Consider the following 13,185-nt stretch of genomic DNA (forward strand, 5'->3'; position numbering starts at 1 on the left):
ATTTTCCTGCCCTGCCTTTTCTGTGCGCCCGAGCCCGCCACATGGCAAGCTCGTCTACGATTGACGACGGAAAGGCCGTCACGCAAAAAGCGACGGCCAGTCCGGTAATTACGAACGCAGTTTCGCGTCGTGGCCCTGCTTGGCGGCATCGATCAGGACAGCCATCAGGCCATCGACGACATCGTCTTGCAGGGTGTTTTGAGTATCTTGCAAGCTAATCCGGAAAGCAAGGCTTTTTTCATCCGCTTCCAGACCTTTTCCACGATATTCATCAAATAAAACAATGGCTTGCACGATACGCGCCGCCGGGCTTGCCTTGGCGGCGGCATGGAAGCTGTCGAGCAGATCCTGCACGGCCACCGATTGCTTGACGACCACGGCCAGGTCGCGGCTGGCGCCAGGGAATTTCGAGATTTCCTGGTACACGGGCACGACTCTTTGCGTCAGGGCAGCGGCATCGACTTCGAACAGCACGGGCGCCAGCGGCAAGTCGTACTTTTGCATCCAGCGCGGGTGCAATTCGCCGATGAAACCGATGACCTTGCCATCGAGCTCCACGTTGGCCGAACGGCCCGGATGCAGGGCCGGGTGTTCCGCCTTGGTGAAACGCAAGACCAGCGGCGCGAACAGCGCTTCCAGGTCCGCCTTCACGTCGAAGAAGTCGACCGTGCGGGACGGCTGGCCCCACTGCTCGTCCGCCACCGCGCCGTAGGCCATGGCGGCAACGCGCTTGGGCTGGGCATAGCCGGCCACCGACAGCGGGCCGTTTTGCACGCTGTCGTCGCGCTGGTAAATGGCACCCACTTCGAAGATGCGCACGCGGTTCGTCTTGCGGTTCAGGTTGTAGCGCACGTTGGCGATCAGGCTGCCGATCAGCGAGGAACGCATCACGCTCATCTGGCTGGCGATCGGGTTCTGCAATTTGATCGGATTCGTGTTGCCCGAGAAATCGCGCTCCCATGCCGTATCGACAAAGCTCATGTTAACCACTTCCTGGAAGCCCAGGTCGGCCAGCTCATGACGTACCGCAAACAAGGAGCGGGTATTTTCCGGTGCAATCTGCATCACGTTCGCTGCCACGGGCGGCAAGGTCGGGATGTTTTCGAAGCCGTACACGCGCGCCACTTCCTCGATCAAGTCTTCCTCGATCTCGATGTCGAAACGGTAGCTGGGCGAGGTCACGGAAAACACGCCGTCGGCCAGGGTGAACGGCAGGGCCAGGCGCGTGAAGATATCGGCGATCAGCGCATCCGTGAGCGGCACGCCGATGACTTTTTGCGCGCGCGCCGTGCGCATGGTCACGGGCTGGCGTTGCGGCAGGTTCACTACATGGTCGTCGACGGGACCGACGGTGGTGGCCGGCGTGCCGCAGATTTCCACGATCAGGGCCGTGATGCGCTCGATGTGCTCGACGGTGGTGGCGAAATCGACGCCGCGCTCGAAGCGGTGCGCCGCATCGGTCGAGAAATTCAAACGGCGGGCGCGGCCCTGGATGGCGTTCGGCCACCAGAATGCCGCTTCCAGGTAGATGCTGTCCGTATCGTCCGACACCGAGCTGGCGTCGCCGCCCATGATGCCGGCCAGCGATTCGATTTCCTGGTCGTCCGCAATGACGCCGATCCACTCGTCGACGGCAACGGTGTTGCCATTGAGCAGCTTGACGGATTCGCCCGCCTTGCCCCAACGCACGTCGAGGCTGCCGTGGATCTTTGCCAGGTCAAACACGTGGCTGGGACGGCCCAGCTCCAGCATGACATAGTTGGAAATGTCGACCAGGGCCGACAGCGGACGCTGGCCGCTGCGCTCGAGGCGCTGCTTCATCCAGTCCGGCGTGGCTGCCTTGGCGTTCAAGCCGCGGATGACACGGCCCGTGAAACGGCCGCACAGGTCCGGCGCGCTGACTTTCACGGGCAGGATTTCATCGCTGGAAACCGGCACGGTGCGGAACTGCGGCGCATGCAGGGGCACGCCCGTCAATGCCGACACTTCGCGCGCCACGCCCAGCACGGACAGGCAGTCCGCCTTGTTCGGCGTCAACTTGATGGTGAATTTCAAGTCGTTCAAAGCAAAGTAATCGCGGAAATTCTGGCCGATCGGCGCGTCGTCCGGCAATTCCATCAAGCCGGCGTTTTCTTCCGACAATTTCAATTCGCGCGCGGAGCACAGCATGCCTTGCGACTCGACGCCGCGCAGCTGGCCCACCTTGATTTCAAACGGCTTGCCGTCGGCGCCAGGGGGCAACACGGCGCCCGCCATCGCGCAGACGACTTTCAAGCCCGGACGCACGTTCGGCGCGCCGCAGACGATGTTGAGCATGGTGCCCGTGCCGACGTCGACCTGGCACACATTCAGGCGGTCCGCGTTCGGATGTTTTTCCATCTCCAGGACCAGGCCCACCACCACGTTCGAGAACGGGGGCGCGACAGGATCGACGTCCTCGACTTCGAGACCGGACATGGTCAGCAGATGGGCCAGTTCGTCCGAAGTCATCTTCGGATCGACCATGGTACGGAGCCAGTTTTCGGAAAATTGCATAATCAAGCCTTCAAATGGTCAAAGCTCACAGCGCGAGCGCACGGGCGCTCAAGCGCCATGAATCAAACGGAACAACGCTTAGTTGAATTGCTTCAGGAACCTTAAATCGCCTTCATAGAACAGGCGCAGGTCGTTGATGCCATAGCGCAGCATCGTCAAGCGTTCCAGGCCGGAGCCGAAAGCAAAACCGATGAATTTCTCGGGATCGAGGCCGAAGTTCTTCACCACGGTCGGATGCACCTGGCCGGCGCCCGACACTTCCAGCCAGCGGCCTTTCAAAGGACCGGAGCCGAAGGCGATGTCGATCTCGGCCGACGGTTCCGTGAACGGGAAGTACGACGGACGGAAGCGCACTTGCAGGTCGTCCGTTTCAAAGAAGACCTTGACGAAGTTCAGGTACACGCCCTTCAGGTCGGCAAAGCTGATGTCTTCGGCGATCCACAGGCCTTCGACCTGGTGGAACATCGGCGAATGAGTGGCGTCGCTGTCGACGCGGTAGGTGCGGCCCGGCGCGATGACCTTGATCGGCGGCGTGTGCGTGCGCGCATAGCGCACCTGCATCGGGCTCGTGTGCGTGCGCAGCAGCAAGGGCTTGCCATCGGTGTCGTTGCCATCGATGTAGAACGTGTCTTGCATGGAACGGGCTGGGTGGTTTTCCGGGCTGTTGAGCGCCGTGAAATTGGTCCAGTCGTTCTCGATTTCGGGGCCGTCGGCCACGTCGAAGCCGATCGAGCGGAAGATTTCCTCGACACGCTCCCACGTGCGCATCACGGGATGGATGCCGCCGGGCATGCGGCCACGGCCCGGCAGGGTCACGTCGATCGCTTCGGCGTTCAGACGGCCTTGCATCTGGGCATCGGCCAGCGCATCACGGCGCGCCGTCAGCGCGTCTTCGATCTGCACTTTGACGGCGTTGATCAGGGCGCCCTGCGCCTTGCGCGCGTCCGGGTCCAGCTTGCCCAGGCCCTTCATCATTTCGGTAATCTGGCCAGTCTTGCCCAGGTAGCGGGCTTTGGCGTTTTCAAGTGCGGCAGCGTCTGCGGCGGCGATAAAGTCAGCCTGGGCCGAGACGACGAGTTCTTCTAGGGAGTTCATGCGGCTTTTCCTGTTTTGGAAATCAATCCTGGATTTAGTAATCTAGAACCCAACAATCAAAAACGGAAACGGGGCATAAGGTTCACACCCCTGCCCCGCTCTTTATAACGTCACCCTGTGGATGACGTTGTGCAATGACCGATGCTTACGCAGCGATTTTTGCTTTCACTGCGTTGACAATCGCAGCGAATGCTGGCTTGTCCATCACAGCCATATCGGCCAGGACTTTACGGTCCAGTTCGATATTTGCTTTTTTCAAGCCGTTCATGAATACGCTGTACGTTACGCCATGCTCACGGGAAGCGGCGTTGATACGGGCGATCCACAGGCGGCGGAAAACGCGCTTCTTGTTGCGGCGATCGCGGTAAGCGTATTGGCCAGCGCGCATAACTGCTTGCTTGGCAACACGGTATACACGGCTGCGGCGACCACGGTAGCCTTTAGCTTGAACAAGAATCTTTTTATGACGGGCACGAGCTGTAACCCCACGTTTTACTCTAGGCATAGTAACTCCTTAAATTGAGTGTGAGATTAAGCAGTCGGCATCATGCGCATGACGGATGTGACATCCGATGCGTTGATGTTACGGGTACCGCGCAACTGACGTTTGTTCTTGGTGGTCTTCTTGGTCAGGATGTGGCGCTTGAACGCGTGACCCGACTTGACAGTTCCACCTGGACGCACGCGAAAACGTTTTTTCGCGGAGCTTTTGGTCTTCATTTTAGGCATAGCAATCTGTCCTCTTACGGACAGCTCCATTTATAACAGGATTGCAGGTGGCAACACGACGCTGCGCTTAGATGCCTGCTTTCACATGTTGTGCAGCGGATGCGAGTCCGCTACAGTTCACGCGGCCCGCACATTGCTGAGCGGGCCGCGCAAATTCTGCCTGGGGTTTGACGCCGCGCCAATGCTGGCACGCGCTGTGTCCACCCACAGTAAAACGCTATTGTAACTTACTTCTTCTTCTTAGGCGAAAGAACCATGATCATTTGGCGGCCTTCCATCTTCGGGAACTGCTCGACCTGGCCGTACGGCTCCAGATCGGCTTTCAGACGTTCCAGCATGCGGAAGCCAATATCCTGGTGCGCCATCTCACGACCGCGGAAACGCAAGGTGATCTTGGTTTTATCGCCGTCTTCAAGGAACTTGATGAGATTACGCAACTTGATATTGTAGTCACCATCATCAGTCCCCGGACGGAATTTGACTTCCTTCACGAGGATGATCTTTTGCTTCAATTTGGCTTCGTGAGCTTTCTTTTGCTCCGAATACTTAAATTTGCCGTAGTCCATCAAACGGCACACCGGTGGCTGCGCGGTAGGCGCAATTTCCACCAGGTCGACGTTTGCCTCTTCCGCCAGGCGGAAGGCTTCAGCCAAACTTACGATACCGAGTGGCTCGTTATCGACCCCGCTTAAACGCATTTCAGGGGCAGTGATTTCGCCATTGATGCGATGTGACTTGTCAGTAGCTATTGTAATTTCCTTTAAAAATCTTGTAAGACGGTCGTGCAGCGAGTTTCCTCGTCAGGCCTTGGTGTCGACTTCATGTTTGAGTCGCTCAATCAGGGCATCGACGGACATGACGCCCAGATCGACATTGCCCCGCGCCCGCACGGCCACTGTATTCGCATCCCGCTCTTTGTCGCCAATTACTAAGATGTAAGGCAATTTTTGTACGGAATGTTCACGTATTTTATAGGTAATCTTCTCGTTACGCAAATCAGCCTGTACGCGCAGCCCCGCTTTGCGCAGTTTTGTTGTTACTTCTTGTACATAATCAGCTTGGGCGTCGGAAATATTCAACACTGACACCTGCACCGGCGACAGCCACAACGGCATGGCACCCGCATAGTGTTCGATCAGGATGCCGATGAAACGTTCCAGCGAACCCACGATCGCGCGGTGCAGCATGATCGGAACCTGACGCGTGTTGTCCACGGCCACGTATTCGGCACCCAGGCGGCCCGGCATCGACGGGTCGATCTGCACGGTGCCCACTTGCCATGCGCGGCCCAGACTATCCTTCAGGTGGTATTCGATCTTCGGACCATAGAACGCACCCTCGCCCGGCAATTCCGTCCATTCCACGCCGCAGGCGCGCAAGGCCGAACGCAGGGATTCCTCGGCGAAATCCCACGACTCTTCCGTGCCGATGCGGTTATCGGGACGCAAGGCCAGTTTCACGTCGATATTCGTGAAGCCGAATGCCGTGTACACATCCATCGCCTGCTGGTGGAACGCCGTCACTTCGCCGGCGATCTGCTCTTCCAGGCAGAAGATGTGGCCGTCATCCTGCGTAAAACCGCGCACGCGCATCATGCCGTGCAAGGCGCCCGACGGTTCGTTGCGGTGGCATTGACCGAATTCGCCGTAACGCAATGGCAAGTCGCGGTAGCTGCGCATGCCATTGTTGAAAATCTGGATATGGCCAGGGCAATTCATCGGTTTCAGCGCATAGGCGCGGTTTTCCGATTCCGTGATGAACATGTTTTCACGGTAATTATCCCAGTGACCGGTCTTTTCCCACAGGCCACGGTCGAGGATTTGCGGCGCCTTGACTTCCTGGTAGCCGTTGACCTGGTAGACATTGCGCATGTATTGCTCGACTTGCTGCCAGATCGACCAGCCTTTCGGGTGCCAGAAGATCAGGCCCGGCGCCTCTTCCTGGAAATGGAAGAAATCGAGCTGTTTGCCCAGCTTGCGGTGATCTCGCTTTTCCGCCTCTTCCAGGTTGTGCAGATACAGTTCCTGGTCTTCCTTCTTGGCCCAGGCCGTGCCATAGATACGCTGCAGCATCTCGTTTTTCGAGTCGCCGCGCCAGTAGGCGCCGGCCAGCTTCATCAGCTTGAACACTTTCAGCTTGCCTGTCGACGGCACGTGGGGGCCGCGGCACAAGTCCGTGAACTTGCCTTCGGAATACAGCGACACTTCCTGGTCGGCCGGGATCGAGCCGATCAGTTCAGCCTTGTACGCTTCGCCGATACTGTTGAAGTAGTCGATGGCTTCGTCGCGCGCGACAACCTTGCGCGTGACTTGCTCATCCTTCTTGGCCAGTTCCGCCATTTTCTTTTCGATCGCGACCAGATCTTCCGGCGTGAACGGACGCTTGTAGGCGAAGTCATAGTAAAAGCCGTTGTCGATCACGGGACCGATGGTCACTTGCGCGTCCGGGAACAATTCCTTGACGGCATACGCCAGCAAGTGGGCCGTCGAGTGGCGGATCACTTCCAGGCCATCGGCGTCCTTGTCCGTGACAATCGCCAATTCCGCGTCTTGCTCGATCAGATAGGAGGTATCGACCAGCTTGCCGTCGACCTTGCCCGCCAGGGCAGCCTTGGCCAGGCCGGTACCAATATTGGCCGCAACCTGGGCCACGGTGACCGGACCGTCAAATTGACGGGCGGAACCATCGGGAAGTCGGATTGTAAGCATATTGATCTCCATATCGGCGCTGGCGCCAGGTAAAACTGCAATGAATGGTGTGGACTGAAAAACTGAAAGGAAAACGCAGACGCAAAAAAACGCGGACTAGCCGCGTTTTTCACTTTTTTGAGACAAAGGAAACCCGTTCGACTAGCGTCACTCCCAAAGCTTGGTAGTAGTTCGCGGTGTCATAACCGGTTTTACCTTTCTCTCTAACTGCATTCTGGTGGGCGGTGAGGAATTCGAATCCCCGACCCCTTGGATGTCGACCAAGTATTCTAACCAGCTGAACTAACCGCCCGTAAAACTTTTGTTGATCATTGTATTTCAAATGACCGCTTGCGGCTTGCGCCAGCTTAAAACTCTTTAAAACCACTTACTGCTAAATTCTGGTGGGCGGTGAGGAATTCGAATCCCCGACCCCTTGGATGTCGACCAAGTATTCTAACCAGCTGAACTAACCGCCCCGAAGACCAGCATTATAGAGAGGCTTTCCCAGAATGACAAGGGCTGTTTTACAGGAAACTTTAATCTGTTTTTCATCCGCTTCCCGGGCGTCAGCCTCCTTTATAGAGAGTCGGCCCGGCACACGCGGAATGCCGCTAGAATCGCGGCATGAACTCCACTCTATTCGCCTGGCTGAAAACCCTGAGCCGCATCTGCGGTTTTGAAACGGCCGACTGCTTCCCGCCCAATCATCCCTATGCGCGCACGCGCTGGGAAGCCGCGTATTTCGATATCGCCTCCGACGTGAAGCCCGACGAGATCGAACGGCGCATCTGCGCGGCCATCGCCAACACGCCGAGCGTCTTCGCCTACATCAGCAATCCCACGCCGCGCATGCAGCGCGCGCTGCTGAACGTGATCCACGACCGGCTGCGGCGCCAGCCCGGCGCGGGCGCCACGGACCTGGTCTTGTTATTGATCAATGCCTACGCCAGCCCCCACATCACGGAAGCCGTGCCCGGCCTGCGCACCTTGATCTACAACACGGAACACGAAGACACGAATCTGCGCGTGCATGCGATCCTGGAATTGCTGGTCGGCACGCCACGGGGGCTGGACGTGATCGACATGTAATCGTCATGCATGATTGGCGGGAACGTAGCGCGCCCGCAAGCGCATGAACGGCGTTTCCACCAATGCATATAAAAGCCAGCCCGTGGCGATGCTGACGGCGGCACTGAGCAGTATCGCCGGCGCGCCGTCCGGCCCATACCCCATATCCTGCAACACCGGCCGCAGCAGGATGCACAGCTGCTTGTGCAGCAGGTAAATCGCATACGACCACAGGGCCAGGCTGGCCGCGCCCGGCACGCGCAGTTTATATAGCGTACTGCCGGGACTGAGCGCGGCGACCAGCAATAAAGTAAAACTGGCGGCCAGGGCCGGATAGCCGAACACGGTCACCGTATAGCCATAGTGATCGGTGAGAAACACGTAAAACATCAGCGCCGTGCCCGCGATTCCCGCCAGCAAGGTACGGTTGCCGTATGAGGTGAGGCGCGCCCAGGCGGTCGGGTGGTAATTCTTCAGCAGCGCAAGCGCCACGCCCGCCACCAGTTCGTCAAAACGGCACCACGAGGCATAGTAAATGTACTTGTAATAGCCGAGGCCGCCGCGCGGCAGGTGCACGTATTCATCCCACAGGTAGGCGCGCGCCAGCATGCCGACGATCAAACTGGCGGCCACGGCCAGCCACGCCCACAGCAGCGACTTGCGGCAGGCGGCGATCGCCAGCGCCACGGCCGGCAGCAGCACGTAGAACTGCTCTTCCACGCACAGCGACCACGCATGGGAAAACGCCGTGCCCGGCGTCAGATTGATGTTTTGCGTAAAGGTCAGGAATTTCCACAGCGGCAGCAGCGCGCTGTCGCCGCGAAACGCGGGCCACAAGTAATACAGGGCCTGCACGACATAGAAATTGGGCAAGGTACGCAGGAAACGCCGCGCATAGAAGCGGGACAGGGAAAAGCCGTGTTCGCTGCGCAAGGCCGTGAAGATCTGGTTGCCGATCAGATAGCCGCTGAGAGCAAAGAACAGGTCCACACCGGTCCAGCCAATTTCTCCCCAGAAACCAAACGCCCCACCCTCGCTGACGAACAGCAAATAGTGGTTCATGAAGACGAGCACGATGGCCAGCGCGCGCAAGGTATCGAGGCCATACAGGCGGGAAGGATGGGACGTACTGGACATGGAATCGGCAAGGGAAAACAACGGTGGCGCCGATCATGCCATGCCACACCTTGCCATGGCCAACTTTTTGCAGGCGTGCACGGCGAATCCCGCTAAAATATGCCGACCCCGCTTTCCCTTCCCGCAACAGCATAGGATATGTCCAGCATGAGCAGCGCACTCCACTTCAAATCCATCAACTACACGGGCCAGGGCAGCGGCCCGCGCCTGATCGTCACGGGCGCCGTGCACGGCAATGAAACCTGCGGCACCAAGGGCATCCACCGCGTGATGGCTGAACTCGACAGCGGCGCCCTCTCGATTCTGGCCGGCAGCGTCACCTTCGTGCCCATCACCAACCCACTGGCCTACGCCAAGGGCGTGCGCAGCGGCGACCGCAACCTGAACCGCAATCTGTTTCCGAACGACAATCCACAAGATTTTGAAGACCGCATCGCCAACTGGCTGTGCCCTTTGCTGGGCCAGCACGACGTGCTGCTCGACTTGCACTCGTTCAATGCCGACAGCCAGCCCTTCGTCATGGTGGGGCCGCGCAACAACGATGGCCCGCTGCAACCGTTTCAACATGAAGACAAGGAACGCGCGCTGGCGCGCCGCCTGGGCGTGCGCCGCTTCGTCGACGGCTGGCTGCATGCGTATGGCCAGGGCGTGCAGCGCCGCCTGGGCAATAGCGATCAGGTGGGCCTGGTCTTGCGCTATGGCGTGGGCACGACGGAATACATGCGCTCGACGGGCGGCTATGCGCTGACCCTGGAATGCGGCCAGCACGCGGACCCGGCCGCGCCGGACGTGGCTTACCGCGCCATCATGAACACCCTGGCCTTCCTCGGCTTCATCGATACGCCGCAGCCTGAACCGATCGCCGACGCGGACATGGAAGCGTTGAACATGGTCGTCGTGCACGACAAGCTGCATGCAAGCGACCGCTTCATCAAGACCTGGTCCAGCTTTGACAAGGTCAAACAGGGCGAGCAGATCGGCGTGCGCGCGGACGGCACGCCCGTGACGGCCGAATTCGACGCCTACATCCTCTTCCCGGACGTCAACGCGCAAGCCAATGCCGAGTGGTATTACCTGGCGCGGGTGGCCAGCAGCTTCTGATCAATGCCCCACTGATTTGGAGAAAAGATTAATCACCAGCACGCCGGCAATGATCAGCCCCAGGCCGATCAGGGCCGGCGTATCGAGGCTTTGCTTGAACCAGAACCAGCCCACGGCGGAAATGAGCACGATGCCCACGCCCGACCAGATCGCATACACGATGCCGGTAGGAATAACCTTCAAGGTCAGGGACAAACACCAGAAGGCGATGCTGTAGCCGACAACGGTGATGACACTGGGCCACAAACGGCTGAAGCCCTCGGATGCCTTCAAGGCGCTGGTGGCGATGACTTCGGCGATGATGGCGATGGCCAGGTAGAAATACGTCATGGTGAGACTCATGCTGGCATCCTTTATTGCGGGCTGAGCAATTTCAAGCCCAGGATGCCGGAGACGATCAGGGCGATGCAGGCGATGCGCGCGGCGCTGGCCGGTTCGCCCAGCACCATGATGCCGAAGATGGCCGTGCCCACGGTGCCGATGCCCGTCCAGATGGCGTAGGCCGTGCCCAGAGGCAAGGTGCGCAAGGCCAGGCCCAGCATCACCACGCTGCCCAGCATGGACACCGCCGTCAAGACGGAGGGCACGAGACGGGTAAAACCGGCGCTATATTTGAGGCCGATGGCCCAGCCGATTTCCAGCAAGCCCGCCAATACCAGAATGATCCACGCCATCTATTTCTCCCGAGGCGGCAGGGTCGTCCCCGCCATGCAGCCCCCACATCGAGCGGGGTCGTCCCCACAGGAGCAAAAGGAAAAGTATACCATCGGGTGAAAACTCTTGCCGCAAGCACATTTTTTCTAGTGCGGCCGCTCCAATCAAATATTGCCAAAAAACATGCTTGTGGCAGCATAATTGCTACATCCACTCACTCTCGGGAACAATGATGCTGCTACTGGCCCAAATCCTTACCGCCCTCATCCTGCTGCTGCACGTCTATATCGTGCTGCTGGAAACCGTGCTGTTCGATGCGCGCGGGCGCAAGGTGTTTGGCTTGTCCAAGGAAAAAGCGGAGATCGTGCGCCCCGCCATGTCGAACCAGGGCTGCTACAACGGTTTTCTTGTCGCCGCGCTGGCGCTGGGCTTTTTTCACCCGGACGCGGCCGTCGCCCATGCATTCACCGTCTTCGGCCTGGCCTGCATCGCCGTGGCCGGCGTGTGGGGCGCGGCGACCGTCATGACGCGCATCCTCTATCTGCAAACGGTGCCTGCCGTCATCGCCCTGCTGCTGTTCCACTTCGCCTGATACCTGCCTGAAAAATCCGCCCGCCAGCACGTTTTTTATTTATATCGTAAAATTCCGATATTGAAATTCACAAAAGACGATACATATATCGCTTGAAGACGAACATCGACCAGGAGAAACAGCATGGACATCGACGCCATCCACAAGGCGCTGGCCAATCCGGTACGGCGGCAGATTTTGCAGTGGCTGAAGGAGCCGGAGCAGTATTTTTGCGAACAGGACCATCCGCTCGACTTTGGAGTCTGCGCCGGCCTGATCGACCGGCGGCTGGGGTTGTCGCAATCGACGGTCTCGGCGCACTTGGCCACCCTGCAAAAGGCCGGTTTAATTTCCGCCAGAAAAGTTGGCCAATGGAGCTTTTTCAAGCGCAATGAAGCCACCATCCAGGCCTTTCTGGACCACATGCAGCAAGGTTTGTAACAGCACCCCCCATCCATATCGCCGTTCGCGGCATTCTCGACAGGAAAGATAGCAACCATGGCAACTTTATTCGACCCCATCACCATAGGCAGCCTGCAACTGAAAAATCGCATCATCATGGCGCCGCTGACGCGTTCGCGCGCCGGTAATCCTGGCCGCGTGCCCAACGCCCTGATGGCCGAGTACTACACGCAGCGCGCCTCGGCCGGCATGATCATCTCGGAAGCGACGGCCGTCACGCCGCAGGGCGTGGGCTATGCCGACACGCCCGGCATCTGGTCCGACGAGCAGGTGGAAGGCTGGAAACACATCACCAAGGCCGTGCATGACGCGGGCGGCCTGATCGTGCTGCAACTGTGGCACGTGGGCCGCATTTCCGCACCCGTCTTCCTCGATGGCGACCTGCCCGTGGCGCCCAGCGCCGTCAAGCCGGCCGGCCATGTCAGCCTGGTCCGCCCGAAACAGGAATTCGTCACGCCGCGCGCACTGGACACGGAAGAAATCCCCGGCATCGTGGCAGCCTACCGCCTGGGCGCAGAGAATGCGAAAAAAGCGGGCTTCGACGGCGTGGAAATCCATGGCGCCAATGGTTATCTGCTCGACCAGTTCTTGCAAGACAGCACCAACTTGCGCACCGACAACTATGGCGGCTCGATTGAAAACCGCGCCCGTTTGATGCTGGAAGTGACGGACGCGTGCATCGAAGTATGGGGCGCCGACAGGGTCGGCATGCACCTGGCGCCGCGCCGCGACGCGCACGACATGGGCGATTCGAACCCGCGCGCCACCTTCGGCTATGTGGCGCGCGAGCTGGGCAAACGGGGCATCGCCTTCATCTGCGCGCGCGAAGCGCTCGGTGAAGACCGCCTGGGCCCGTACCTGAAGCAGGAATTTGGCGGCGTGTACATTGCCAACGAGAAAATGGACAAGGCGGCGGCCGAAGCCTTGCTGGCCAAGGGCGAAGCCGATGCCGTGGCCTTTGGCTTGTGGTTCATCGCCAACCCCGACCTGCCCATCCGCCTGCGCAGCGACGCGCCCCTGAATCCGCTGAATCCGGACACCCTGTACGCGCCGGACGCGACCGGCTACACGGACTACCCGGCACTGGCGGCACACGCCTGAACAGCGCCCTGAGCACGAGCGGCTCTGCGCCGCTCATCCCCC

General features: G+C 59.3%; 14 protein-coding genes and 2 tRNA genes. 5 read left to right on the top strand and 11 right to left on the bottom strand.

Annotation, left to right across the window (positions count from 1 at the left end; all coding sequences use genetic code 11):
* Window positions 1-108 precede the first annotated feature (108 nt).
* The 8 genes from pheT to AC3RCG_RS18510 form a co-directional block, all read right to left on the bottom strand.
* Window positions 109-2,535 (bottom strand): phenylalanine--tRNA ligase subunit beta, encoded by a 2,427-nt coding sequence (gene pheT, locus AC3RCG_RS18475; protein WP_492402667.1) that lies wholly within the window; start codon window positions 2,533-2,535, stop codon window positions 109-111.
* Window positions 2,536-2,613: 78 nt separating this feature from the next.
* A complete protein-coding gene (gene pheS / locus AC3RCG_RS18480; protein WP_492402665.1) occupies window positions 2,614-3,630 on the bottom strand; it encodes a phenylalanine--tRNA ligase subunit alpha in 1,017 nt (338 codons plus the stop codon).
* Window positions 3,631-3,775: 145 nt separating this feature from the next.
* Window positions 3,776-4,135 (bottom strand): 50S ribosomal protein L20, encoded by a 360-nt coding sequence (rplT, locus tag AC3RCG_RS18485; protein WP_010399214.1) that lies wholly within the window; start codon window positions 4,133-4,135, stop codon window positions 3,776-3,778.
* Between the two features lie 26 nt (window positions 4,136-4,161).
* Window positions 4,162-4,359, bottom strand: coding sequence for a 50S ribosomal protein L35 (gene rpmI / locus AC3RCG_RS18490; RefSeq protein ID WP_038493025.1), 198 nt, complete (start codon window positions 4,357-4,359; stop codon window positions 4,162-4,164).
* Between the two features lie 227 nt (window positions 4,360-4,586).
* Window positions 4,587-5,147 (bottom strand): translation initiation factor IF-3, encoded by a 561-nt coding sequence (gene infC, locus AC3RCG_RS18495; protein ID WP_205711303.1) that lies wholly within the window; start codon window positions 5,145-5,147, stop codon window positions 4,587-4,589.
* Between the two features lie 12 nt (window positions 5,148-5,159).
* Window positions 5,160-7,067, bottom strand: coding sequence for a threonine--tRNA ligase (gene thrS, locus AC3RCG_RS18500; RefSeq protein WP_070218007.1), 1,908 nt, complete (start codon window positions 7,065-7,067; stop codon window positions 5,160-5,162).
* Between the two features lie 215 nt (window positions 7,068-7,282).
* Window positions 7,283-7,359 (bottom strand) — tRNA-Val (locus AC3RCG_RS18505).
* 89 nt (window positions 7,360-7,448) lie between these two features.
* Window positions 7,449-7,525 (bottom strand) — tRNA-Val (locus tag AC3RCG_RS18510).
* Between the two features lie 148 nt (window positions 7,526-7,673).
* On the opposite strand from AC3RCG_RS18510, the gene AC3RCG_RS18515 reads away from it, so the two are divergent.
* Window positions 7,674-8,138: a hypothetical protein gene (locus tag AC3RCG_RS18515; protein WP_070217970.1), complete on the top strand. Its 465-nt coding sequence runs from the start codon at window positions 7,674-7,676 to the stop codon at window positions 8,136-8,138.
* Window positions 8,139-8,141: 3 nt separating this feature from the next.
* On the opposite strand, the gene AC3RCG_RS18520 is transcribed toward AC3RCG_RS18515, so the two are convergent.
* The gene (locus AC3RCG_RS18520) at window positions 8,142-9,254 is read right to left on the bottom strand and encodes an acyltransferase family protein (protein WP_492402660.1); all 1,113 of its coding nucleotides are present in this window, start codon (window positions 9,252-9,254) and stop codon (window positions 8,142-8,144) included.
* 138 nt (window positions 9,255-9,392) lie between these two features.
* On the opposite strand from AC3RCG_RS18520, the gene AC3RCG_RS18525 reads away from it, so the two are divergent.
* Window positions 9,393-10,355 (top strand): M14 family metallopeptidase, encoded by a 963-nt coding sequence (locus tag AC3RCG_RS18525; protein WP_492402658.1) that lies wholly within the window; start codon window positions 9,393-9,395, stop codon window positions 10,353-10,355.
* Here AC3RCG_RS18525 and AC3RCG_RS18530 read toward each other — a convergent pair whose 3' ends face one another.
* Together AC3RCG_RS18530 and sugE are read right to left on the bottom strand one after the other, a co-directional pair.
* Window positions 10,356-10,685 (bottom strand): SMR family transporter, encoded by a 330-nt coding sequence (locus AC3RCG_RS18530; protein ID WP_070217979.1) that lies wholly within the window; start codon window positions 10,683-10,685, stop codon window positions 10,356-10,358. It abuts the gene before it with no gap.
* Between the two features lie 23 nt (window positions 10,686-10,708).
* Window positions 10,709-11,029 (bottom strand): quaternary ammonium compound efflux SMR transporter SugE, encoded by a 321-nt coding sequence (gene sugE, locus AC3RCG_RS18535; protein ID WP_070217981.1) that lies wholly within the window; start codon window positions 11,027-11,029, stop codon window positions 10,709-10,711.
* Between the two features lie 209 nt (window positions 11,030-11,238).
* On the opposite strand from sugE, the gene AC3RCG_RS18540 reads away from it, so the two are divergent.
* From AC3RCG_RS18540 to AC3RCG_RS18550, 3 genes are all read left to right on the top strand, one after another.
* On the top strand, window positions 11,239-11,601 hold the full coding sequence (locus tag AC3RCG_RS18540; RefSeq protein WP_070217982.1) for a DUF1304 domain-containing protein: 363 nt from the start codon (window positions 11,239-11,241) through the stop codon (window positions 11,599-11,601).
* 123 nt (window positions 11,602-11,724) lie between these two features.
* Window positions 11,725-12,021: an ArsR/SmtB family transcription factor gene (locus tag AC3RCG_RS18545; RefSeq protein ID WP_070217983.1), complete on the top strand. Its 297-nt coding sequence runs from the start codon at window positions 11,725-11,727 to the stop codon at window positions 12,019-12,021.
* Window positions 12,022-12,078: 57 nt separating this feature from the next.
* A complete protein-coding gene (locus AC3RCG_RS18550) occupies window positions 12,079-13,143 on the top strand; it encodes an alkene reductase (RefSeq protein ID WP_409028371.1) in 1,065 nt (354 codons plus the stop codon).
* The last annotated feature ends 42 nt before the right edge of the window (window positions 13,144-13,185 follow it).

The sequence above is a fragment of the Janthinobacterium sp. GW823-FHT01H08 genome, assembly GCF_058797855.1.

Excerpts from the sequence above, each read along its gene's own strand:
- thrS (WP_070218007.1), bottom strand. The coding sequence starts at position 7,067 with ATGCTTACAATCCGACTTCCCGATGGTTCCGCCCGTCAATTTGACGGT.
- rplT (WP_010399214.1), bottom strand. The coding sequence starts at position 4,135 with ATGCCTAGAGTAAAACGTGGGGTTACAGCTCGTGCCCGTCATAAAAAG.
- AC3RCG_RS18530 (WP_070217979.1), bottom strand. The coding sequence starts at position 10,685 with ATGACGTATTTCTACCTGGCCATCGCCATCATCGCCGAAGTCATCGCC.
- AC3RCG_RS18520 (WP_492402660.1), bottom strand. The coding sequence starts at position 9,254 with ATGTCCAGTACGTCCCATCCTTCCCGCCTGTATGGCCTCGATACCTTG.
- AC3RCG_RS18515 (WP_070217970.1), top strand. The coding sequence starts at position 7,674 with ATGAACTCCACTCTATTCGCCTGGCTGAAAACCCTGAGCCGCATCTGC.
- AC3RCG_RS18540 (WP_070217982.1), top strand. The coding sequence starts at position 11,239 with ATGATGCTGCTACTGGCCCAAATCCTTACCGCCCTCATCCTGCTGCTG.
- AC3RCG_RS18525 (WP_492402658.1), top strand. The coding sequence starts at position 9,393 with ATGTCCAGCATGAGCAGCGCACTCCACTTCAAATCCATCAACTACACG.
- sugE (WP_070217981.1), bottom strand. The coding sequence starts at position 11,029 with ATGGCGTGGATCATTCTGGTATTGGCGGGCTTGCTGGAAATCGGCTGG.
- AC3RCG_RS18545 (WP_070217983.1), top strand. The coding sequence starts at position 11,725 with ATGGACATCGACGCCATCCACAAGGCGCTGGCCAATCCGGTACGGCGG.
- rpmI (WP_038493025.1), bottom strand. The coding sequence starts at position 4,359 with ATGCCTAAAATGAAGACCAAAAGCTCCGCGAAAAAACGTTTTCGCGTG.
- pheS (WP_492402665.1), bottom strand. The coding sequence starts at position 3,630 with ATGAACTCCCTAGAAGAACTCGTCGTCTCGGCCCAGGCTGACTTTATC.
- AC3RCG_RS18550 (WP_409028371.1), top strand. The coding sequence starts at position 12,079 with ATGGCAACTTTATTCGACCCCATCACCATAGGCAGCCTGCAACTGAAA.
- pheT (WP_492402667.1), bottom strand. The coding sequence starts at position 2,535 with ATGCAATTTTCCGAAAACTGGCTCCGTACCATGGTCGATCCGAAGATG.